Source organism: Streptomyces sp. NPDC040410, from assembly GCF_055595715.1.
Map to the genome: position 1 here is coordinate 279706 of NZ_JBVIVK010000007.1, position 21110 is coordinate 300815.

Genomic DNA, 21110 nt, shown 5'->3' on the forward strand with positions numbered 1-21110 from the left:
TACGATGATCGGACCCCTGTGTGGAGGGGTCCGTAGCTGAGGAGATGCGTGCCCGTGCCTGCCCGACTTCCCTCGTGGGCCTGGGTGTCCGGCCTGACGGCGGGGGCGATCGTGGCCGTCGCCGTCCTGGCCGTGCAGGCGGACCGGGGGGCGCACCCCACCGCCACGGTCACCCGGCCGAGCGCCTCGGCGTCCACGGACCCGCATCCCAAGCCCAGGAAGTCCTCCGCGCCGGCGGCCGTGCCGGCGGACTCCGGCACCGGCCGGCGGATCGTGTACTCCCTCGGCCAGAAGCGGGTGTGGCTGGTCGACGCGAGCGACGCGTCCCGCCGCACCTTCACGGTGTGGCCGGGCACGGTCAGCCCCGACCCCGGTACCTACACGATCTCCCTCCGCCGGGACGCCACGACCGGCTCCGACGGCGTGAAGATCGAACACGTCGTCTACTTCGGAGCCAAGTCCGGCATCAACTTCGCCTTCTCCCACGCGGCCGACGGCTCCTCGCCGCCGCCTGCGTCGGGGGTGCGGACGGGCGGGATCCGGATGAAGGTGGCCGACGGGTCGGCGCTGTGGACGTTCGGGTCGACGGGAACGAAGGTCAGGGTCGTCGAGTAGCCGCGGATAGCCGCGGATAGCCGCAGGGTCCGCCTGCCCGTGAAGGTTCGGACGGGCTCCCGGGAACGGACCGGGCCGTTCCCGCCTGCTCCCGGGAACGGCCCGTACCGGCAACGGCTGCCACCGGACTGTGGCGGACGCGGGCCCGTGCCCGTCCGCCGGGTCAGCTGCCGCCGTGCCCGGGGCCTGCTCCGGTGAGAACACGGATCTCGGTTTCCTCGTAGTCCGCCCCACCCCGCTGACGCCGGTCGAGTACCGAGCCGAGCCAGGCGAGCAGGAATCCCACAGGAATGGAGATGAGACCGGGGTTCCTCAGGGGGAACACCGCGAAGTCCGCTCCGGGCAGCAGCGCTGTCGGGTTCCCCGAGACCGCCGGGGACAGCATCGTCAGGGTCACAGCGATCAGCAGGCCGCCGTACATGCTCCAGACCGCTCCCCTCGTGGTGAAACCCTTCCACCACAGGTTGCAAAGCAGCGCGGGCAGGATGGACGAGGCCGCGATGGCGAAGGCGAGGCTGACCAGGAATGCGATGTTGAGATGCTGGGCGAGCATCGACAAGGCGATCGCCGCCACACCGATCAGCCCCACGCCCAGGCGGGCCACGAAGAGTTCACTCTTCTCGGACGCTCTGCCCCGCATGATCGTCGCGCCGTAGACGTCGTGGGCCAGGGACGCCGCTGCGGTGAGCGTGAGAGCGGCGACGACGGCCACGATCGTGATGAAGGCGACGCAGGAGACCACGGTCAGCAGCAACGAACCACCCAGGCGCTCGGCCAGCAGGAGCACGGCCGTGTTGCCGGAGGCACTGTCCTCCGCGATTTCCTTCGAGCCGATCAGTGCCGCGGAGCCCAGGCCCGTCACCACCTCGAACAGGGTGAAGACGATGACCAGGCAGGCCGCCCACGCGGCCGACTTGCGGGCCCTGCGTCCGCTGGACACCGTTCCGATGCGCATCAGGACGTGCGGCAGGGCGGCCGCCCCGAGCACGAACGCCAGTTGCAGGCTGATCGAGTCGATCTTGCTCGTGCGGTCGTGGAATTTGATGCCGGGTTGCAGGAAGGCGTCACCGAGGCCGCTCCGAGCGACAGCGGCGTCCAGCAAGCGCATCGGGCTCCAGCCGAACTCCGACACAACCGCCAGCACGACGACCAGACCCGTGGCGAGGAGCGCCACCGCTTTGATGCCCTGTACCAGGGTCGCCGCCCGCATGCCGCCGATGATGACGTAGAGGACCATCAGGAGACCGAGGGCGGCCACGACGATCCGCTGGGCGCCGTCTCCGTCCACGCCCAGGACTCTCGCCGCGAGCGCTCCGGCGCCGACCAGCTGGGCAGTCAGATAGAGCAGGCACACGACCACGCTCGTGATGCCCGCCGCCAGGTGCGCGGGCCGGGCGCGCAGCCGCAGGGCGAGAGAGTCGCCGATGGTGAACCGCGAGGTGCTGTGGTACGGCTCGGCGACCAGCATGACCAGTACGGACCAGGCGACCATCGGCGCGAGCACGTACGCGATCCCGTCATAACCGGTGAGCGCGATCAGACCGGGATTGCCCAGCAGTCCCGCCGCGGACATGTAACTGCCGAAGATGGCCAGCCCGTTGACGACCGACGACAGCCGCCTCTGACCGAGGTAGAAACCGCCCAGTTCATCCTTTTCCGGGAGGATCGTCCCGATCGCGAGGAACAGCGTGCACACGACACAGATGCCGAAGGCGAAGAGGATGGGGACGGAGCTGCCGGAACGGGAAAGCGCGAGGACGGAGTTCACCGGTGGCTCTCCAGCTGTGAGAAGGAGGCGCTGTGCCGCTCGGCCATGGGCTCCAGCGAGGTTCTCCCATAGCGTGTGTACCACAGGACCGCCCAGCCGGTGATCACCACCTGCATCAGGACCAGGGTGAGCCCGATGTTCAACGGCCCCACCCATGTGAACGCCATGAGACCGGGTGCTTCGTTGGCCAGGACGACGCCTGCCATCTGGGCACCGAGGACAGAGGCAACGACCCGGACCGGGCGGCGGCGTGCGGCACGCAGTTCGCGCAGCGCCACGGCCCGCCGGGGACGCTGGACGGGCCCCGGGTCCGTCTCAACGGACGGTGCCGCCGCCTGCGTGGGCGGAGACGGCTCCGACCACGTCGTGACCGGCCCTTCCCAGACCGCCCGCGTCGAAGCCGCGGCCGGGGGCGGGCCGTCGTCCGTGGCCAGTTGCCGGGCCATGTGAAGGGCCCAGGACCTTCGTCTCGCCCGGACATCGCGCTCGGCGGCATCGGCCCCCTGCACGGACCTCCAGTACAGGTCCAGAAGCACCCCCGGCTGGTCGAGGGTCGCGTAGGTGCGGGAGATCGCCTGCCGCAGCTCCGCATCGGAGTAGGGGTGCTCGTGGTCGAGCGCGCTGAGATAGAGCGCGGCAGCCGTCGGAGGGTCTTGGTCCGGGAAGGTGTCGAGGGCATTCATGAATGGTCCTTGGCAGGGAGGGGCGCCGATGAGGAGGGCACGTCGTTCGAAGGCTTGTGGCCGCACGCGTTCTCCCGGCCCGTGAATGGGGGCCGCCGTCAGTGACGAAGAGGCTCGACACGGAATGCGACCGAAACAGGCCGGACCTGCACCAAATCCATGCGCTCAATTCACCGACGGAGCCGCGCCAGGTCCCTTCTGGCGTCCTCGCCTCATCTGATCGGCTCAACCGTGCCGCGTGATCGTCGGGCCGACAAGGGCGTCAACGGCAACGATCCGACGTACTTGCGTGCATTACGTTCCCCACGCCATGGAATCGTCAATTCCGGCAACAGGCGGTCATTTGTCCCGATGGCTGGTCAAGGGGCAGGCGCAGCAGCCGTCCGCCCCCTGAATCGACCCTTCCCGTTCGATTACAGTGCTGAGCTGTCGTTCATACGGTCGGTACCGCAGGGAGGTCGTGGTGAGTGCGACAGCCGGGCCTGTCTGGGGCCGTACCGAGCAGCAGGACTTTCGCAGCCGGGTGCGCGGCACGCTGCTCGGCGCGGCCGTCGGGGACGCGCTCGGGGCGCCCGTCGACGGGTTCGGCCTCGACGCGATCCGGGAGGCGTACGGCGCCGAGGGCGTCGCCGACCTGGCCCCGGCCTACGGGCGGCGCGGCGCCGTCACGCATCTCACCCAGCTGACCCTCTTCACCGTCGACGGGCTGATACGTGCCCAGGTGCGCCGTGACACCGGCGCCTGGCATCCGCCGACCGATCTGCACCGGGCGTATCTGCGCTGGGCCGCCACCCAGCGCGACTGGGGACCCGACGAGCGCCGCAAGGACGACGGCTGGCTCGCGCGGAAGGAGTGGCTGTACGCGCGGCGTGATCCCACGCGCGCCCTGCTGCTCGGGTTGGGCGACGAGACGATGGGCACCTTGGACGCTCCCAAGAACCCCGGTGAGGCCGGTCCCGAGGCCGCCGCCCGTTCCGCGCCGTTCGGGCTGCTCGTCGGGTGGGAGCCGCAGCTCGTCGCCCAGCTCGCCGTGGAGTGCGCCGCGCAGACGCACGGGCATCCCGCCGCCTGCCTCTCGGCGGGCGCGTACGCCGTGATCGTGCATGCGCTGGCCTGCGGCGACAGTCTCGACGGGGGAGTGCAGCGGGGGCTGGCGCTGCTGGCCGCCAGTCCCGGGCATCAGTCCGTGTCGGATGCCCTCCAGCACGCGCTGGGCGCGGTGCGGCAGGGGATACCCACGCCGGGCCGGGTGGGAGAGCTCGTCGCGAACGGTACGGCGGAGGGGGTGCTGGCCGCCGCCGTCTACTGCGCGCTCGTGGGAGAAGACGTACGGCACGGGCTGCGCCTCGCCGTGAACCACGACGGGCCCTCCGCCGCCACGGGCGCGCTGACCGGCGGCCTCCTCGGCGCCCTGCACGGCGAAACGGCCCTCCCGCCGGCCTGGCTGGCCGAGCTCGAGGGCCGTCCCACACTGCTGGAACTGGCGGACGACTTCGCGATGGAGATGACCCAGGGCCCGGCGCTGCACGGCCCGGCGGGGGCGTCCCCCGGGTGGCTGGCGAGATACCCGCGGGCCTAGTGCCCTTCTTGCGTCAGTGTGTCAGAACGCGATGGCTGAACTCGGCTGATCTGCAAGGGGTGTGTCACCGCATCAGTTCCCCCGCGTTCACGAGCAGCGACTGCCCCGTGATCGCCCGTGCCCGGTCCGAGGCCAGGAACACCGCCGCGTCCGCCACGTCGCCGTCCGTCGCCGGCTCGGGCAGGGCCGTCCGCCCGGTCAGCCGCCCCAGAACCTCGGCCTCCGGCACGCCTTCCTTCTGCGCCGTGAACCGCACGTAGGCCTGCACCGGCGGCCCCCACATCCAGCCCGGCAGCACGGTGTTGACCCGGATCCGGTGCCGCCCGAGCTCCCGCGCCAGCGAGTACATCGCGCTCGTCAGCGCCCCCTTCGAGGCCGCGTACGCCGCCTGCCGCACCTGCGAGGGGCCGCCACCGCCGACTGCGTCCCGATGAAGACGACCGAGCCCCCGCACGACTTCAGTGCCGGCAGACACGCCCGCGTCATCCGCAGCGTGCCCAGCAGGTTCACGTCGATCACCGACTGCCAGATCGTGAAGTCGGCGTCCTCGAGCCCGCCGAAGCAGGAGTCCCGGGCCGCCACGTGCACCACGGCGTCGATCCGCCCGAAGCGCTCCGCCGCGAGCCTCGCCAGCGCCTCGCACTGTCCCTCGTCGGTGATGTCCGTCGCCCGGTAGGCCGTGCGCGCCCCGTCCGGGTCGATCTCGGCGGCGCTCTTCGTGAGGTTCGCCCCGGTGCGGGCTCCGAGCACGGCGTTGCCGCCGTCCCGTACGACCGCGGCGGCGACCTGACGGCCGAGCCCCGCGCCCACTCCCGACACGACGACCGTCTTGCCCGCGAGCAGTGTCATCGGCTGCCTCCCGGCCCTGGCGCATGTTCTGACGGAGCGTCAGAGTATGGGCGACCGCCGGATGACGGAAGGGGAGCGCCATGTCCGAAGACACCCGCAGTGACCTGTACGCCGAGCTGGCCGCCGTGGGCCCGTACGGGGTCCGTCCCGGCCACGCGCTCATCACCATGGTCGAACCGCACCCGGGCCACGAGTACGCGTACAACCGCTGTACGAGGACGACCACTACTACGCCGGCGCGATGGCGATGCCCTGGATGTACGCCGGCCGCCGCTGGGTGGCGACCCGCGACCTCCAGCTCCTGCGCTACCCCGGCGAGTCGGCGATCGCCCGGCCGGTCACCGCGGGCTGCTACCTCTCGACGTACTGGATCACCGACGGCCGCTACGACGACCACATGAGGTGGACGGTCGGCATCAACAAGCGCCTCAACCGGGACGCCCGCGTCTACCAGGACCGCACCCACGTCTTCACCGCGTTCCAGGACCACGAGGCGACCGTGTACCGCGACGGCGCGGCCGGCCCCCGCGACGTCCACGCCCTCGACCACCCCTACGCGGGGCTGGTCCTTGAGGTGATCGACAGCGAGTCGTCCGAGCAGCGGGACGGGCTGCTGGAGTGGCTGCGCTCGCGGCACCTGCCGAAGCGGGTGGCGGGCTCGCCGGCCGCGCTGGTGACCGTCTTCCGGCCGACACCGCTGCCCGGCGACCGGATGACGTACGTCAAGCAGGTCGAGGGCGTCGGTACCCGGCTGACGCTGCTGTGGTTCCTGCAGACCGACCCGCGGGAGTGCTGGGAGCAGTACTTCACCGGCCTCGGCACGGCCGTCGCCGAGTCGGGTCTCGGGAGGGTGGAGCTGGTGGCACCGTTCATCCCGACGGTTCCGGGCACCGACAGATACGTGGACCGGCTGCGCTGATCACTTCAGCTCGTCAGGGCACGGAGTTCCGCGCGGCAGCGTGTACGGCGCCGCCAGCCGGTACGTCCCCGCCTTCGGCGCGATCAGCATGGTCCACTTGTCGCCCTCCGCGTCCTCCTCCGTCTCCATCAGGCACCCGTTGACGTTGTCGTACGTCTTCGGCGTGCCGTCGGCCCGGTTCCTGGACGCCTCCGTCTCCTGGGGCGGCTTGAGCTTCTTGCCGTCGGCGTCGACGATGCTCAGCCACGGCGAGTACGGGATGCGGATGAGAACGCGGCCCGCCTTCTTCACCACCATCGTCATCTCGCCCTGCTCGGCACGCTGGACGACGGCGTTCGGCTCCGCGAGCGGAGCCGGGTCGGTCACCTTGAACAGCTGCCAGTTGGCGTCGCCCCAGATCTGCGTCAGATACGGCATGCCCCGCTGCACCAGCTCCCGCTCCCGCTCGCCGCCGTCGCCGTCGGGCTCGCCCTTCGGCAGGACGACGAAGTGCACGGCCCAGCGCTGGAGCCATTCGTGGTAGTTCGCCGAGTTGAGCGTGTCGTCGTAGAAGAGGGGGTTGCGCTCCATGTCGGCCTGGCGGTTCCAGCCGCGGGCCAGGTTGACGTACGGGGCGAGGGCGGAGGCCTCGCGGTGGGAGCGGGCGGGCACGACCTCCACGCGGCCCTTCTCGGCGCCGACCTCCTGGAGTTCGTTGACCAGCGGCGCCAGCTCGCGCGCCCAGGACGCCGCCGGGGTGGTGTGCATGATGTCGTCGACCGACTTGAAGCCGATCCAGCCGCACATGCCGACGAGGGCCACGACGGTCGTGTACCACTTGCGCGAACGCGGCACCGTGAAAGGCAGTGCCGCCACCAGGGCCACCCCGGCGAACAGCATCGGCAGCCGGCTGATGTTGGAGCCGATCTGGGAGCTGACCAGCCAGACGAGGATGACCCCGAGGCTGTAGACCGCGGCCGTGATCCGGACCGTCGTCCACTCCCTGGGGACGAGGAAGAGGACGAAGAGCCCGTACGTCAGGGGCAGGATCACCGAGAAGATCGTCATCGGCTGGGTGCCGGCGAAGGGGAACGCCCAGGCGGAGACGGCCACGACGGCCGTCGGGGCGATGCCCAGCGCCCACGCGCCCGGACGCCGCTTCTGCAGGAACAGCGCCACCGCCACCAGGCCCACGAACAGGCCCGCGACCGGAGACGACATCGTGGCGAGCGCGGCCAGGGGAGCCGCGCACAGCGCCTTCGCCCACCGCTTGTAGCGCCAGCGGTACGGCCAGCAGAACACGACGGCGACCGCGCCCAGCGCGAACACCGTGCCCAGGCCGAAGGTCACGCGCCCCGACGCCGCGTTGCACAGGAACGCGAAGAGACCCGCCAGCGACGCCCACAGCGGGTTCTTCACCGAGCGGCTGCGGATGAGGATCATCGTCAGCAGGCCCGCCGAGATCGTTCCCGCGATCATCATCGTCGTACGGACGCCGAGGACCGACATCAGGTACGGCGACACCACGCTGTACGACACCGGGTGCATGCCGCCGTACCAGGCGAGGTTGTACGCCGAGTCGGGGTGCCGGCCGACGAACTCGGCCCAGGCGTCCTGAGCCGCGAGGTCGCCGCCGCTGTTGGCGAACGTGAAGAACCAGACGACGTGCAGCGCACCCGAGAGGGCGGTGACGGAGAGGACGGGATGCCGCAGCAGCCGCTCGCGCAGAGCGAGGACGAGGCTCGCGGCCGTGGACCTCACCGAGGAGGGCCTGCCCGTCGTATCCGCCGTACGGCCGGTCTCGGCACGACCGTCCTCGCGGCCCTCGGCCTCGGGCGCGGGCACGCGTATTCGCGGACCGGCTCCCGGTCCCGGATCGGCGTCGTCGGCGCGTGTCGGCTCCGCAGTGGCCACCTGAAGGCAACTCCCCGTGCTGTCCCGTGTTCTGTTCTGGCCGCGTCCCGTTTCCCGCGCGTTGCCGGCCGCGTCCTGGTGGGTTCGGCGACCACGTCCCGCGAGCGGCGACCTGCCCTGATTCGCGACGCTAGCACGCACCCCGCCGGTCAGCGCCCGGGCGGGGCGGCTGCCCTGTTCGTGGCCCGGTTCGCCTCCGGCGCGCCCCTCGGCCCACTCGCCGAGGGGCGGCGGTACGGAATCAGCGGAGGCGGGTCAGCTTGTCCGTGAAGCCCGGCTCGACCAGGTCCTTCTCCAGGGCGACCGGGACCTTCACGGCACCGCTCGTGCCGCCGTCGCCCACGGTGAGGGTGCCCACCTTGGTGCCGGCTTTCGCGGAGTGCGGGATCTCGCCGGAGACGAAGGACAGCTTCACCCGGAGGCCGGCCCAGCCGACGGCCGAGACGTCCTTGGTGATCACGATCGGCGTACGGCTGCCGAGACCGTCGTCGACGTAGCCGACGACATCGCCCTTCTTCAGGATCGTCGCCGACTCCAGCTCGCCCTGCGCGGCCCGGATCAGCTTGTCGCCCGCGTCGAGGGCGCCGCTCAGGATGGTGTTGTCGTAGCCGCCCGGGCCCTGGCCGAGGACAGCGCCGACGATGGTCCGGGTCTCGCCTCCGACCTCCTTCACCGCGGCGAAGACGAGGTTGCCGCCGGCCGCTGTGGTGGTGCCGGTCTTGATGCCGACGACGTCGTTGTGGCCGACCAGGCGGTTCCAGTTGCTGTGCCTGGCGCCCTTGTAGTCGATGTACTCCATCATCCGGGCGATCTCGCGGAAGGTCTCGTCCTTCATCGCGGCCTTCGCCAGCCTCACCTGGTCCTGGGCCGTGGAGACGGTCGTCTTCTCCAGACCCGACGGGTCGGTGTACGTCGTGTTGGTCATGCCGAGTTCCTTGGCGGCGGCGTTCATCTTCGCCACGAAGCCCTTCTCCGAGCCGGCGTCCCAGCGGGCGAGCAGCCGGGCCACGTTGTTCGCGGACGCGATCAGGACGCCTTCGAGGGCCTCCCTCTGGGTGATGCTGTCGCCCGCCTGCACCTCGACCGTCGACTCGCCGTCCGCGGTCGCCTGGTCCTCTGCCGCCTGGTCCACCTCGATCTTCGCGCCCTCGCCGCCGCCGAGCGGGTGGTCACGCAGGATCACGTACGTGGTCATGACCTTCGCGACGCTCGCGATCGGCACGGGCTTCTGCCCGCCGGACGAGCCGAACGAACCGATGCCCTGCACGTCGAGCGCACCCTGCCCGTCCGACGGCCACGGGATGGACGGCTTGCCGCCGTCGAACGTGTAGCTCTCCTCGGCGGTGAGGTCGAGGGCCGGCTCGGGCAGCGGGCGCATGCCCTGCGCGATCGCAAAGATGATCGCCAGCAGCAGCACCAGCGGGGTCCAGATCTTGACCCGTCGGACGAATGTGCGGACGGGGGTCGCCGGGGGCGGCGGCGTGTTCGTCAGCTCCGCCAGCAGGTCCAGCGGCGGCTTCGGAGGCAACGGCTGCTGCATGGTCCGCTCGGGGCCGAGCTGCGGGACAGAGGCCGTGACGTCCTGGGTGGCGGGCTTCGGCTGCGCCGGGCGCGGCTCGTCCAGGGGCCTGAGCGCGACGAACTTGCCGGTGCGCTCGGCCTCGGGCGCCGGCTTGGGGCCGGTTTCGTGCTTGGGGCCGGTGCCGTCCTGGGGCCCGGTGTCGTCCTTGGGCCCGGTGTCGTCCTTGGGCGCCTTGGTCGCGCCGCCGAGCTTCAGCATGGTCGTCGGCTGGTCCACGGCGGGCGCGGACGGCCGTACCGCCTTGAAGACGGCGGTGGCCTGATCAACGGGGCGCTCGTCGTCCCCGGCGTCCTTGGCCCAGGAGGGGGAGCCGGCCTTGGGAGTGCCTGCGCCGGACCTGGCAGGGGTGCCGGCGGTCGGTGCGGGCCTGGACTCGGGGCCCGGCTCGGAGCCCGTGCCTGCGCCGGACCTGGCGGGGGTGCCGGCGGTCGGTGCGGGCCTGGACTCGGGGCCCGGCTCGGAGCCCGTGCCTGCGCCGGACCTGGCGGGGGTGCCGGCGGTCGGTGCGGGCCTGGACTCGGGGCCCGGCTCGGAGCCCGCCTCGGCCGGCTCGGCGTCAGCCTCGGCGGCAGCGCCGGTCTTCGGGGCCGATTCGGCGGCGTCGGCTTCCTCGTCACCGGCAGGCGCGTCCGCGGGCTCGTCCGCGCCGGCAGGCGCGTTTGCCGCGTCCGCCGCGTCCTGGTCGTCCGCGTGCGTGTCGGAGGCCGCCTCAGCGGCTTCCTGGTCCTCCGCCTCGGCGTCGGCCTCGGCCCCCGCGTCACCGGCGCCCTCGGCCACGTCGTCGGTCTCGGCGGCGTCCCCGGTCCCGGCCTCGGGCTCATGGTCCGCCGACCGCACCCACGCGGCAATGGCGGCCCGCAGCCGGGCGTCGCCCTTCGGAGCGGCCGCGTCGTCCCCGGAAGCCGCCTCGTCCGCCGGATCGTTCCCGTCCGCGTCCTGGGACCCGGACTCCGCCTCCCCGGCTTCCCCGGTCTCCCTTGTCAGCTCGCGGACCGAAAGCACCGTCGTTGCCGAGTCGACGGTCACCCGGGCCCGGGCGACCCCCAGGCGGGGGTCGCGTGTCTCGTTCGCCGTGCTGTCCTCGGTCCTGGCCTCGGGAACCGGACCCGCGCTCCCCGACGTCGGTTCTGCCGACGACTCGCGCTGCTTCGACCTGTCGGGGGACTCGCCCGCCACCGATGCCTCCTCCATGCGCCGTACGCTCTCCGTGCGCCAATCGAACCGTGAACCGCCGTCCGGACACCGCCTCATGGCGCTGTCCGAACCATGTACCAGTGTCCTGTGTGCGGGCCTACCCCAAGCGGTAGACGAGAACGACATACCTACTGGTTCCACTACAAACAGGTCACGCACCCTCGACAGACCAATGTGAGAGGGGTCACCCTGTCATTCATCCACGCGGGGAGGCATGGATGGGCAGGAGCCGCAGAACAATTCCGGAGGAGCTTCTGCTGCTGGCACTGGACCCGGCCACGGGTACCACTGCGCAGCCGCAGTCGCTCGACCTCGGTCTGGCCGGAGCACAGCTAGTGGAGCTGGCGCTGGCCGGACGGATAGCCCCAGACGGGGATCGTATCGCCGTGGTGGTGCCACGGCCGACTGGAGATCCGACTTTGGACTGTGCGTTGGAGTTGCTGCGCAGGCGTGGCGCTCCCGTACGGGCTGTGAACTGGATCGGCGGGCCGCGACTGGGGCTCCGCCAGATCTACCTCTCGCATCTGGAGCGGTGCGGCATGGTTGCCGCCGTGCCGGGTCAGATGTGCGGAGTGCTGCCGACGACTCGCTACCAGGCGACGGACACCGAAATCAGCCGGGAGATCAGGGCCCGGCTGGATTCCGCGATCCGCACCGGCGTACCGCCGGACCCGCGGACCGCGGCACTCGCCGCACTGGCACACGCGGTCGGGCTCGGCAAGCACCTGTATCCGGGCAACGAGGGACGCTCGTCCCGCTCCCGGCTGCGGGACCTGATCAGGCACGACCCCATGGGCGGCCTCGTGGCGCACGCCGTGATGGACGTCCAGAACGGCGCGGCGGCCCAGCCGCGCCGCAGCCCGGCACCGGCCGGCCGCCAGGCCGCGCCTGGAGTCAGGCCGGCAGCGGAGCCCCCTCGTGGCGTTCCACTGCAACCGCGCCGCGGTTCCATGGCGCGCGCCGTGGCCCACTGAGCCGCGGTCCCACGGCAGCACCACCGCGACACGACCCGCACCACACCCGCACCACCGGCACCACACCCGCACCACCGAGCGCCGCACCGAGCCAGAGAGCCCAGTCCCCAAGACCCGGTACGGGAGCCGCTGGTCCGCGCGGGGCGACGAGACCGTACGTCCGGACGACGACGCGGTCCGACGCCCCGCGCGGCCGCATCTCGGGGCAGGATCCCCCGATTCCCCGAAACGGCGTGCACGCAGCGCATATCCACCGTTTCCCAGCGGTAGGAAGCACCTTGGTGGCAGTCTGCTCAACAGCAGATACGCAAAGTGGCAACCAGAGGCACGCAGCCGGAGGTGCACGTCCCGTGGCGTCCAATGTCAATCCCACCGTCAGGCGGCGCCGGCTGGGCCAGGAGCTGCGCAGGCTCCGTGAGCTCAAGGGCATGACGGCCGAGGAAGTGGCGGAACGACTGCTCGTGTCGCAGTCGAAGATCAGCCGGCTGGAGAACGGCCGCCGCAGCATCAGCCAGCGTGACGTCCGTGATCTGTGCGGGGTCTACGAGGTCGAGGACCAGCGCATCGTCGACTCGCTGATGCAGATGGCCAAGGACTCGCGCCAGCAGGGCTGGTGGCATGCCTTCGGGGACATCCCGTACAGCGTGTACATCGGCCTGGAGACCGACGCGGAGTCGCTCAGGGTCTACGAACCCCAGGTCGTCCCCGGCCTGTTGCAGACCCGCCAGTACGCGGAGGCCATCATCCAGGGGGCGCTGCCCGAGACCTCCGTCACCGACATCGAGAAGCGGGTCCAGGTCCGGCTGCGGCGGCAGGATCGTATTGCCGCCGAACGGGACCCGCTGCGGCTGTGGGTGGTCCTGGACGAGGCTGCGCTGCGCCGGGTCGTGGGGAGCCGTCAGGTGATGCGCGAGCAGCTGGAGCAGGTCGCCGAGATGTCCCAGCAGCCGCACATCACCGTGCAGGTGCTGCCGTTCGAGGTCGGGGCGCACCCCGGTATCAACGGCCAGTACGCGATCCTGGAGTTCGCGGACGCGGCCGACTCGAGCGTGGTGTACATCGAGGGCGTGACCAGCGACCTGTACCTGGAGAAGGCGCACGACGTGCAGAAGTACACGGTGATGTACGAGCACCTGCGGGCGCAGGCGCTGAACGTGGACCAGTCGCGCCGGCTCATCGAAGATGTCGCGAAAGAGTACGCCCGCTGAGCCTCTCGCGAGTGAAGGGCCGGATGCTACACCCGTGAGAGGCCAGACTGTAAGACTCACCTGGAATATGCCATCCGGTCGAGTGAACGGCTGCTCCGAACAGGGATGGCGGCGAGTAGCGTCGATCACGCCACGATCAAAGGCGTTGGCTCAAACCGTACAACTCGCCACCGGAGCAAACATGGCAATTCTTCAGGGTGCCACGGCATTGTGGACGAAGTCCTCCTATTCCACGGGAAACGGCGCATGCGTCGAGGTCAAGTCGCCGTCCGCGACGCTGGCCGTACGTGACTCCAAGGTCCCCGAGGGCCCCACCCTGGCGTTCCCCGCCGACGCGTGGAAGGCCTTCGTGGCAGCGGTCAGGGCGTAGGCAGGGAGCCTCCTGATACCCGCCGGACCACCCGATCGGCAACCACACGATCGAGAACCGCACAAGCACCAATGGCAGAGCCCTCTCGACCAGCCCGCCGTCCTTGCCGAGAGGGCTCCGCCTGTGCCCGCCCGCGGTCCGGTGCCCCGAGGGCAACGCCGACCGGTCAGCCGGCGAGCTGTGCCTCGATGGCCGAGACGACCTCGGCCGACTCCGGCTCGGCCTTCGGCGAGAAGCGGGCGGCGACCTTGCCGTCCCGCCCGATGAGGAACTTCTCGAAGTTCCAGCGGATGTCCCCGCTGTGCCCCTCGGCGTCGGCGAAGCCGACCAGGCCGTCGTACAGCGCGTGCCGGCCCTCGCCGTTCACGTCGACCTTCTCGGTCAGCGGGAACGTCACGCCGTACGTCGCCGAGCAGAACTCGGCGATCTCCTCGGCGCTGCCGGGCTCCTGCCCGAGGAACTGGTTGCAGGGCACCCCGAGCACGGTGAAGCCCTGGGCGGCGTACCGCTCCTGCAGCCGCTCGAGCCCGGTGTACTGGGGGGTGAGCCCGCACTTGGAGGCCACGTTCACGACGAGCACGGCCTGCCCGGCGTACTGCGCGAGGTCCGCGGAACCGCCCTTCAGAGCGCCGATCTCAACGTCGTACAAGGATTCAGTAGTCATGCGGCGATGCTAGTGCCGCGTCAGCCAAGGTTCGCCCCGTCGCGACGCCCGGCACGCTCCCCCACTGCCTCAAGGGCGTGGGAGGTGCCCCCACTCGCCGCACCGGCCGAAAGCCCAAGTACGTCCAGTACGAGGACTTCCGGCCGGCACGCCGAGAGCACGCACCGGACGCCGCTCCTTGCCGGGCAAACCTTGGCTGACGCGGCACTAGCCAGCGTCCAGGGGACGCTCGAGGACGGTCTCCAGTCCACCGGCTGTTCAGCCGACGTGGCGCTGCACTCGTCCGCGGACGGCGGACCCGCCTTCGCGAGTGCACGCGTTCCCACCCCCCCGGTGGACGGCCCGGCGACCGGACCGCGACCCCCGCGCCCGTCCTACTCGTCCCCGACGCGTACGACCGCCAGCGTGATGTTGTCGGGGCCACCCGCCTCGATGGCGGCCTTCCACAGCTCGAACGCCGCCCGGCCGTCCTCGTGCTCCCGCAGCACCTCGTCGAGCACATCCGTCGTCAGCGGGTCGGTCAGGCCGTCGGTGCAGATGAGGTAGCAGTCGCCGGACGAGACGGGCGCGGCCGTCACATGGGGGTGAACGGGGCGGTAGCCGGGGCTCCCGCCGAGGCACTGGGTGACCAGCGACGTGGTGCGCCGCCCGGGTTCGAGCGGGGGGCTGTCGTCGACGCTCACCTGGCGCAGCCCGTCGCGGGAGACCGCGAAGACACGGCTGTCGCCCACGTTGAACGTCAGGACCGAGCCGGGCTGCACGACGACGCCGGCGATCGTCGTCCCCATGGTGGCGAGCTCGCTCCCCTTGTCGCCGCCGGCGGCCTCGTACACGGCGCGGTTACAGGTGTGCAGAGCGTCACCCACGGCGTCCTCGCTGCTCAGAGCAGGACCGATCGCCGCGATCCGGCAGGCGACCAGGGCGCTGGCCACGTGGCCGCCCGGATGCCCGCCGAGTCCGTCGGCGACGGCGACGACAAGGGGTGTCCCGAGCCGGAAGACGAGGGTCTGCGGATTCTCGGTCACCGTGCCGCACAGGGTCCACGGCCCGGCGACGAGACTGTCCTCGTTGCGCTCGCGGAGCAGCCCGGGATGGCTGAGCGCACTCACAGCGACGTACAGCATGGCGCGTCACCGCCTCCGCCCCGGACAGACCGCGCGGCGGGGGGCACCCGGAGTCACCCGGTCCCGTGCCCCGGCTGCTGCTCTTGTTCCAGGTACTCCCTGAGGTGCTCCAGATCGCTGCGGACCATCCGTTCGATCGCGTTGGCCTGCGCGAGTCCTTTGGGCCCGCCGAAGGTCTCCCGGATCGTGGCGGGGGCGTACTCGAGCCGGGCCTGGACCCGGGTGTGGTTCCGGTCGATCGGCTGCAGAGAGAAGGAACCCGTCAGCTCGGGGTCGGCCGTGGTGTGCCACTCCATCACGCGTTCGCCCCCGCGGTCGGAAAGCTCGGCCTCGAAGCCGCGGGACCGGCCGCCGGCCTCGACGTCCAGACGCGCGCGGCCCCCCGCCTCCGTACGGGCGTCGCGCACCCCCGCCACGAAGCGCGGATAGTCCTCCACCCGGTGAAGGCTGTCCCAGGCCCTGTCGATCGGAACTCCGACGTCGACGTGTTCTTCGAGGGTGCTCATGGCTCACCTCCACGCTCGGCTCATGAGGCACCGCCTCTGCCTCCAGTGTGCGCCCGCCGCGCCCGCCACGTGCCGCGCCGCCTCACCGGTGCCTTGCGCGAACAGGGCGATCCGCGTCGCACTGGGACAGCCATTGGGCGACCGCCTCCGCGATCGGCTGCCCGGTCTCCAGCTCGACGAAGCCGAACTGGCCGCCCTGATTGCACTCCAGGAACCACCAGGTGCCCTCGCCGTCCTCGGCGAAGTCGAAGGCGGCGTACGCCAGTCCCGCCAGGGTGACGTACTCGTGAACCGCCTTTCCGATACGCCCTGGCACCGAGACCGCCTCCCAGGCGTGCTCGGTGTCGCCGTAGCGCCCGTCGACCTGGCCGGGCTCGGCCGTCTTCCGCGCGGCGAACATCCGGGTGCCGACGCAGGTCAGACGAATGTCGGCACGTTTGGGTATGTACTTCTGCAGGAGCGCGGGACCGGCTGCCACGGCGGAGAAGTCCGCGTCGGCACCGATCAGGGTGGTCGGCAGAGCCACGCCGGGATCACCGGGCGGCGGTCCCGAGGCGGACTTCACCACGACGTCCTTGTGCTCCTCGGCGAACTGCCGTGCCAGACGTGGGGCGGTGGTGAAGACGGTCGGTGGTACGGCGAAGCCGCTGAGGTGAGCAACCCTCAACTGCCACGGCTTCAGGCGGGCTTGGTCGGCGTTGCGCGGATGGTTCATCCAGCGGGTGGGGGCGCAGTAGAGCATCCCGAACAGCGCCTGACGGGTCTCGGCGCTCAGCCACGGTGAGCGCTGTGCCGCGTTCGCGGCCGGTTCGCCGGGCCTGCGCACCCATACGGAGCGCAGGCCTCCCATGCTGAGCACATGCCCGTTCACCGACAGGTGGCCGCCGAAGTCGCCGTGGGCGTATTCGGCGGACAACACTGCCTTGCCCGGCAGGTCGGCCGGATCCAGCCGCATCACGGGTGTTCCCGTCTCGTGCAGCTTGGCCACCACCATGTCGGCGGTCACGTCCTCCTCGGACGTGAGGATCAGCACGGTCATTCGGTCACCGGTCGTCAGTCGTCGAAGTGCGTCGCGGAACCGGCGGTCGACGTCGTCGTACCGGCCGCCATGAGGAGGTCCCGGTCACTGACGGCCGGGCGGCCGTCGGGAAGCACGTTCAGCTGGCGGGACGCGTCGAAGCGGTACGGCGTCACCACGGTCGTAAGCCCACTGCGGTAGGCGTAGTTGAGGGTGAACGGTCGCACGTGAATCCTCCAAGGTCGCACGATGACTGCGTACAGTCCTTACGCGTTGGTTGCGTAAGAAATTCATCACCTTCCGGCACATCGGGGTGAAGGTCATTCCATTGCCCGTCGCCTCACGCGCATCGACTGCATCGGCTGCATCGGCTGCTTCTGGCAAACACACCTTCCCCATGAGTCACACATCGGATGGGGCGCCGCAGATGTCACACCGCGACCAAGGGTGATTGGCCCCTCACTCCAAGGCAGTCTGTGTCACCGCACGTCGACGAAGTCGCCCGCGGCCCTGGCCGCGAAGGACAGCAGCCACGCGCCGTTGGTGCCCGAGGGGCACTTCAGCGTGTGCCGGAGGGGCACGAGTTGGACCGTCGCCGACCCGCCGTCGACGGTCACGTCGGTGATCTTCACGTCGACCCGCGCCTTCGTGCAACCGCCGCCGGCCTCCTCGACCGCCGCCCCTTCTCCGCGAGCGCGGTGAGGTCGTCCTGCACGTGGGCCGCGACGGCAGGGGTGGCCGTGACGCGGGAGGCGGCGAGCCGTGCCGCCGGACGAGCCGTCGTCATCATGTCGGCCCGCTGCTGCAGGTAGCCCTCGGCGAGTTGGGTAAGTTGTGCAAGTCCCGTCGTGTCGGCGTTCGGTGAGGCCGGCGAAGCGGGTCGGTCGTTCGCCGGCCATGTCGATGAGCGCGGGCGCCACGACGGCCGTCGCCGAGGCTGCGACGAAAACGGGTCGGTACTGCGCAGTGCGCACGAGCCCCCCTGGCCGCGAGCTGACTGACCGGCGTCAGCCTGCATGCCAAGAGGGCCGATTCACCCATCACATTTCCCGTGGGCCGGTTTCCCGACCCCGGAATGTCTGGTTCTCCTTCAGGAAAGCGCGCTCGCCGCCGTCCTGCTCACTTGCTCCGGCTCTGGGCCTCGGCCTCGGCGATGGCCTCGGCTTCGGTGTCCGCCAGCGCGATGGCGACGCCCAACGCCTGGGAGATGTGGCCTGCGGCCGACATGACGCGTGCCGTGCCCACCACGGGCGCGATCGCGACGAGTACGTCCTGCAACTGCTCGACGGTCAACTCGGCCTTGACCGCGGGACCGATGTGGGCCAGATACGAGATCGCCGGTGCGTCCATGGACACGAGCGCGGCGATGCGGGTGAGGATGAGCGTGCGCTGGTCCAGCCCGCAGCGTTCGAGGGAGTCGAGGGTCATCGCGGTGATCGTGTCGAGAACGGGAGCGTCAGACGCGGTGGCCATGTCCGGACCGCCTTCCAGTGCCGTGAGAAGCCGAACGCCCGCCCGCTCAACGCGGGAATGCCTGCGTGTCGGCGGTTTGCCTCCTCAAGCGTAGGGTCCCCCCACGTCTTCCGCGCGTCGGGCCGAGCGGGCCGATCGCACGCCGACTGATCCTGTGACCTGCGGAAACGGCCGCGGTGGGGACTTGGCCTGGGGAAACACCCTCCCTGGTCCCAGCGGCCCGCGGCGCCCACCGATGTCCGCGGCTCCGCCGCCCGCGTCGGCGCCGGCCTCGACCCGCTGACCGACTTCCAGGCCCGCGAGCCGTCGGCGCTGCCCGGCTGGAGCCGCGGCCACGTCATCGCCCACCTCGCCGCAGCGCTTCGTGGGAACATCGAGGTCTGCCAGGAGCCGCAGCAGGGACTCGCGGTCCTGCGAGATCGCCGCTGCCAGGTTCTCCAAGTCGTCGTCGTGCGTTGAATCGCCGTGCTCCTGGACCGGTGCGTGCCCTCCGTAACCCACATCACTGCCGCCGATGGCTGCGGCAAGTCTCTAGGCAGGGACGCGGGCGTGCCGGAGTGGTGCTCCGGCCTGATGGAGACTGGCGAGGGCCAGCCGGTAGGAGGTGATCAGCCCGGTCTCCACGTAGTCCAGACCCAGTTCCTGGCAGTAGCGCCGCACGATGGTTCGGGCCTTGCGCAGGTTGGGGCTGGGCATGCTGGGGAACAGGTGGTGCTCGATCTGATGGTTCAGCCCGCCCAGTGCGATGTCGGTGAACCTGCCGCCGCGCACGTTGCGGGAGGTGAGCACTTGGCGGCGGAGGAAGTCCGGGCGGTCTTCGCCTTTCAGGATCGGCATGCCTTTGTGGTTGGGCGCGAAGAGGGAGCCAAGGTAGACGCCGAACAGGCACTGGTGGACGGCCAGGAAGGCGATCGCCATGCCGGGCGGCAGCAGCCGGAACAGGACGGTCAGGTAGGCCGCGAAGTGCGCGAACAGCAGGGCGCCGTCGAGCGTTCGGTGCTTGAGCGAGCGATTGGCCAGCGCCTTCACGCTCGACACGTGCAGGTTGAAGCCTTCCAGTGTGAGGAGCGGAAAGAACAGGAACGCCTGCCAGCGGCCGATCAGGCGGGGGAGCCCCTCGGCGGCCCGGGCCTGATCCTGTGACCAGACCAGCAGGTTGGGGTCGAGGTCGGGGTCGAGTTCCTCATGGTTGGGGTTGGCGTGGTGGCGGGTGTGCTTGTCCTGCCACCACCCGTAGCCCATCCCGATACAGGCACCGGCGATCCGTCCGGACACCTCGCTGGCCCGGCGTCGGCGGAACACCTGGCGGTGGGCTGCGTCATGGGCGAGCAGGGCGACCTGGCCGAAGACAACGGCCAGGAAGACGGCGACCGCCAGTGTCCACCAACTCTCGCCGATGAGCGCGACGGCGGCCCACCCACCGGCGTAGACCCCGGCCACCACTGTGGTCCGCAGTGCGTAATAGCCGGGACGGCGTCCCAGCAGGCCGGCTTCAGCGATCTTTCTCGACAATCGGGCGAAGTCACTGCCGGGCGCCTCCGAGGGCCGGGGGCGGACCGTGGTAATTCTGGTCATGATGGTGAAACTCTCCGAAGGAGGCAGATGGCTCGGCGCCGCCTCGGGAGTTGCTGAGACCGGGCCGCAGACAGGGATGCGCTTCCGCCACTGCGGGATCGCATCGCGCGACCTCGGAGCAAGGACGACGTCTGCTTCGTCTGCCAGCGGCAGCGCAAGCCCTTTGTCTGAAGGCGGGTTCCCTGCCAGACAGGTCTCACACCGTGACTGGACAGGGCTTCTGGAGCGGTCCGAGCGCTCTCATTACAGAACCGAGGCCGGCCGGTGAAGAGGGTCCGGCTGATCACTGAGGGGCGCTCGGCACGGCCATCTCGGGCACCAGCGGCCGTTGACGCCTGGCTGGCTAGGCCGCGGTTTCTGTGATGAGGACGGCGGCGGTGACCGGGCCCGGGGCGTCAGTGGTGGCTGCGCCGGCTACGGCGTCCCGGACGGCGCGGGCGACTTCCAGTGGATGGTGTCCGGGGGCGACCGCGAGTCGGACCTCGATGTGCCGGCCGGGTGGATCGTCATGGTCCTCCATCATGACCGGGCGGCCTCCCAGCACGGCGGTGAGGCGGGCGACGCCCGGAACACCCGCCGCGACGTCCGCGAGCTCCCCCACAGGCCCCTGCATGGATCCTGCTCCGGACACCTGGGGCGAGCTCCGCGCGGCTGCGGTTTCCGGCGCCGACCTCATGGCCCTCGCTGCGGTTCGCGGCTTCACGCCTGTCTCCGGGCCCTCATGGAGATCCGTGACGCGCAGGTCGGCTGTCACGGCGGCCAGGCCGAGCCGTTCGGCGGCCGCGTTGAGCAGTGTGCTCCTCAACTGGTCGGCGGTCTCAGGCAGCGGCCGCCCGAGGGATGCTGTGAAGGCGGCTTCGATCCTGAGCGGGCCAGGCGGTAGCGCGCTGGCCGGCGGGCGGACGGCCGGCTCGGACACGGGCTCGAGCGGTGCCGACCCGATGCGCAGAGAGTCCAGCCGAACACCGGGAATCTCAGCGGCAGCGCGCCCGAGGGCCCGGACGGCCGCTTGCTCGGTGATCCACGTCCCGTCGTCGGGCCCGCCGAGCGGGAGCAGCCGGCCCAGGTCGAGCCGGCGCAGTACTGGCTGCGTCCACGCTTCGGCTTTCACCGGCC

19 protein-coding genes and 2 pseudogenes are annotated in these 21110 nt (G+C 70.7%); 7 read left to right on the forward strand and 14 right to left on the reverse strand.

Going from position 1 to position 21110, the window contains the following annotated elements:
• Positions 1 to 48 precede the first annotated feature (48 nt).
• The gene (locus ACZ562_RS17645; protein ID WP_471179494.1) at positions 49 to 615 is read left to right on the forward strand and encodes a hypothetical protein; all 567 of its coding nucleotides are present in this window, start codon (positions 49 to 51) and stop codon (positions 613 to 615) included.
• Between the two features lie 163 nt (positions 616 to 778).
• On the opposite strand, the gene ACZ562_RS17650 is transcribed toward ACZ562_RS17645, so the two are convergent.
• Both ACZ562_RS17650 and ACZ562_RS17655 read right to left on the reverse strand, forming a co-directional pair.
• On the reverse strand, positions 779 to 2383 hold the full coding sequence (locus tag ACZ562_RS17650; protein ID WP_471179497.1) for a solute symporter family protein: 1605 nt from the start codon (positions 2381 to 2383) through the stop codon (positions 779 to 781).
• Positions 2380 to 3066: a DUF485 domain-containing protein gene (locus tag ACZ562_RS17655; protein WP_471179499.1), complete on the reverse strand. Its 687-nt coding sequence runs from the start codon at positions 3064 to 3066 to the stop codon at positions 2380 to 2382. Before ACZ562_RS17655 ends, ACZ562_RS17650 begins: the two co-directional genes overlap by 4 nt.
• Positions 3067 to 3529: 463 nt before the next feature.
• On the opposite strand from ACZ562_RS17655, the gene ACZ562_RS17660 reads away from it, so the two are divergent.
• Positions 3530 to 4645 carry an ADP-ribosylglycohydrolase family protein gene (locus tag ACZ562_RS17660; RefSeq protein WP_471179502.1) on the forward strand — a complete coding sequence of 372 codons (1116 nt, stop codon included), beginning with the start codon at positions 3530 to 3532 and terminating at the stop codon, positions 4643 to 4645.
• Positions 4646 to 4709: 64 nt separating this feature from the next.
• On the opposite strand, the pseudogene ACZ562_RS17665 reads toward ACZ562_RS17660, so the two are convergent.
• Positions 4710 to 5494 (reverse strand): annotated as a pseudogene (locus tag ACZ562_RS17665) (SDR family oxidoreductase).
• Positions 5495 to 5574: 80 nt separating this feature from the next.
• On the opposite strand from ACZ562_RS17665, the pseudogene ACZ562_RS17670 reads away from it, so the two are divergent.
• Positions 5575 to 6413, forward strand: a pseudogene (locus ACZ562_RS17670) (hypothetical protein).
• Here the strand turns inward: ACZ562_RS17670 and ACZ562_RS17675 are convergent.
• Complete coding sequence (locus tag ACZ562_RS17675) at positions 6414 to 8306, reverse strand: MFS transporter (protein WP_471179504.1); 1893 nt, start codon at positions 8304 to 8306, stop codon at positions 6414 to 6416.
• 241 nt (positions 8307 to 8547) lie between these two features.
• Positions 8548 to 11079, reverse strand: a complete 2532-nt coding sequence (locus ACZ562_RS17680; RefSeq protein ID WP_471179507.1) for a D-alanyl-D-alanine carboxypeptidase — start codon at positions 11077 to 11079, stop codon at positions 8548 to 8550.
• A gap of 221 nt (positions 11080 to 11300) precedes the next feature.
• On the opposite strand from ACZ562_RS17680, the gene ACZ562_RS17685 reads away from it, so the two are divergent.
• From ACZ562_RS17685 to ACZ562_RS17695, 3 genes are all read left to right on the forward strand, one after another.
• A complete protein-coding gene (locus ACZ562_RS17685) occupies positions 11301 to 12056 on the forward strand; it encodes a GOLPH3/VPS74 family protein (protein ID WP_471179509.1) in 756 nt (251 codons plus the stop codon).
• A gap of 350 nt (positions 12057 to 12406) precedes the next feature.
• Complete coding sequence (locus ACZ562_RS17690) at positions 12407 to 13264, forward strand: helix-turn-helix domain-containing protein (protein WP_471179512.1); 858 nt, start codon at positions 12407 to 12409, stop codon at positions 13262 to 13264.
• A 181-nt stretch (positions 13265 to 13445) separates the two neighbouring features.
• Positions 13446 to 13634 carry a DUF397 domain-containing protein gene (locus ACZ562_RS17695; protein WP_471179514.1) on the forward strand — a complete coding sequence of 63 codons (189 nt, stop codon included), beginning with the start codon at positions 13446 to 13448 and terminating at the stop codon, positions 13632 to 13634.
• A 166-nt stretch (positions 13635 to 13800) separates the two neighbouring features.
• On the opposite strand, the gene ACZ562_RS17700 is transcribed toward ACZ562_RS17695, so the two are convergent.
• From ACZ562_RS17700 to ACZ562_RS17730, 7 genes are all read right to left on the reverse strand, one after another.
• On the reverse strand, positions 13801 to 14298 hold the full coding sequence (locus tag ACZ562_RS17700; protein ID WP_471179516.1) for a glutathione peroxidase: 498 nt from the start codon (positions 14296 to 14298) through the stop codon (positions 13801 to 13803).
• A 374-nt stretch (positions 14299 to 14672) separates the two neighbouring features.
• Positions 14673 to 15422, reverse strand: coding sequence for a PP2C family protein-serine/threonine phosphatase (locus ACZ562_RS17705; protein ID WP_471179518.1), 750 nt, complete (start codon positions 15420 to 15422; stop codon positions 14673 to 14675).
• Between the two features lie 53 nt (positions 15423 to 15475).
• On the reverse strand, positions 15476 to 15928 hold the full coding sequence (locus ACZ562_RS17710; RefSeq protein ID WP_471179521.1) for an SRPBCC family protein: 453 nt from the start codon (positions 15926 to 15928) through the stop codon (positions 15476 to 15478).
• A gap of 82 nt (positions 15929 to 16010) precedes the next feature.
• Positions 16011 to 16967, reverse strand: a complete 957-nt coding sequence (gene tgmB, locus ACZ562_RS17715; RefSeq protein ID WP_471179524.1) for an ATP-grasp ribosomal peptide maturase — start codon at positions 16965 to 16967, stop codon at positions 16011 to 16013.
• A gap of 14 nt (positions 16968 to 16981) precedes the next feature.
• Complete coding sequence (tgmA, locus tag ACZ562_RS17720; protein WP_471179527.1) at positions 16982 to 17173, reverse strand: putative ATP-grasp-modified RiPP; 192 nt, start codon at positions 17171 to 17173, stop codon at positions 16982 to 16984.
• 252 nt (positions 17174 to 17425) lie between these two features.
• Positions 17426 to 17578 carry a hypothetical protein gene (locus ACZ562_RS17725; protein WP_471179530.1) on the reverse strand — a complete coding sequence of 51 codons (153 nt, stop codon included), beginning with the start codon at positions 17576 to 17578 and terminating at the stop codon, positions 17426 to 17428.
• A 487-nt stretch (positions 17579 to 18065) separates the two neighbouring features.
• Entirely contained in the window at positions 18066 to 18419 is a 354-nt protein-coding gene (locus ACZ562_RS17730; RefSeq protein ID WP_471179532.1) for a carboxymuconolactone decarboxylase family protein, read from the reverse strand.
• Positions 18420 to 18608: 189 nt separating this feature from the next.
• Between ACZ562_RS17730 and ACZ562_RS17735 the strand changes: the two genes are divergently transcribed.
• Complete coding sequence (locus ACZ562_RS17735) at positions 18609 to 18878, forward strand: maleylpyruvate isomerase N-terminal domain-containing protein (RefSeq protein WP_471179639.1); 270 nt, start codon at positions 18609 to 18611, stop codon at positions 18876 to 18878.
• Positions 18879 to 18950: 72 nt separating this feature from the next.
• Here ACZ562_RS17735 and ACZ562_RS17740 read toward each other — a convergent pair whose 3' ends face one another.
• The gene (locus ACZ562_RS17740; protein WP_471179535.1) at positions 18951 to 19994 is read right to left on the reverse strand and encodes a fatty acid desaturase family protein; all 1044 of its coding nucleotides are present in this window, start codon (positions 19992 to 19994) and stop codon (positions 18951 to 18953) included.
• A gap of 343 nt (positions 19995 to 20337) precedes the next feature.
• The gene (locus ACZ562_RS17745) at positions 20338 to 21105 is read right to left on the reverse strand and encodes a hypothetical protein (protein ID WP_471179537.1); all 768 of its coding nucleotides are present in this window, start codon (positions 21103 to 21105) and stop codon (positions 20338 to 20340) included.
• Positions 21106 to 21110: the final 5 nt, after the last annotated feature.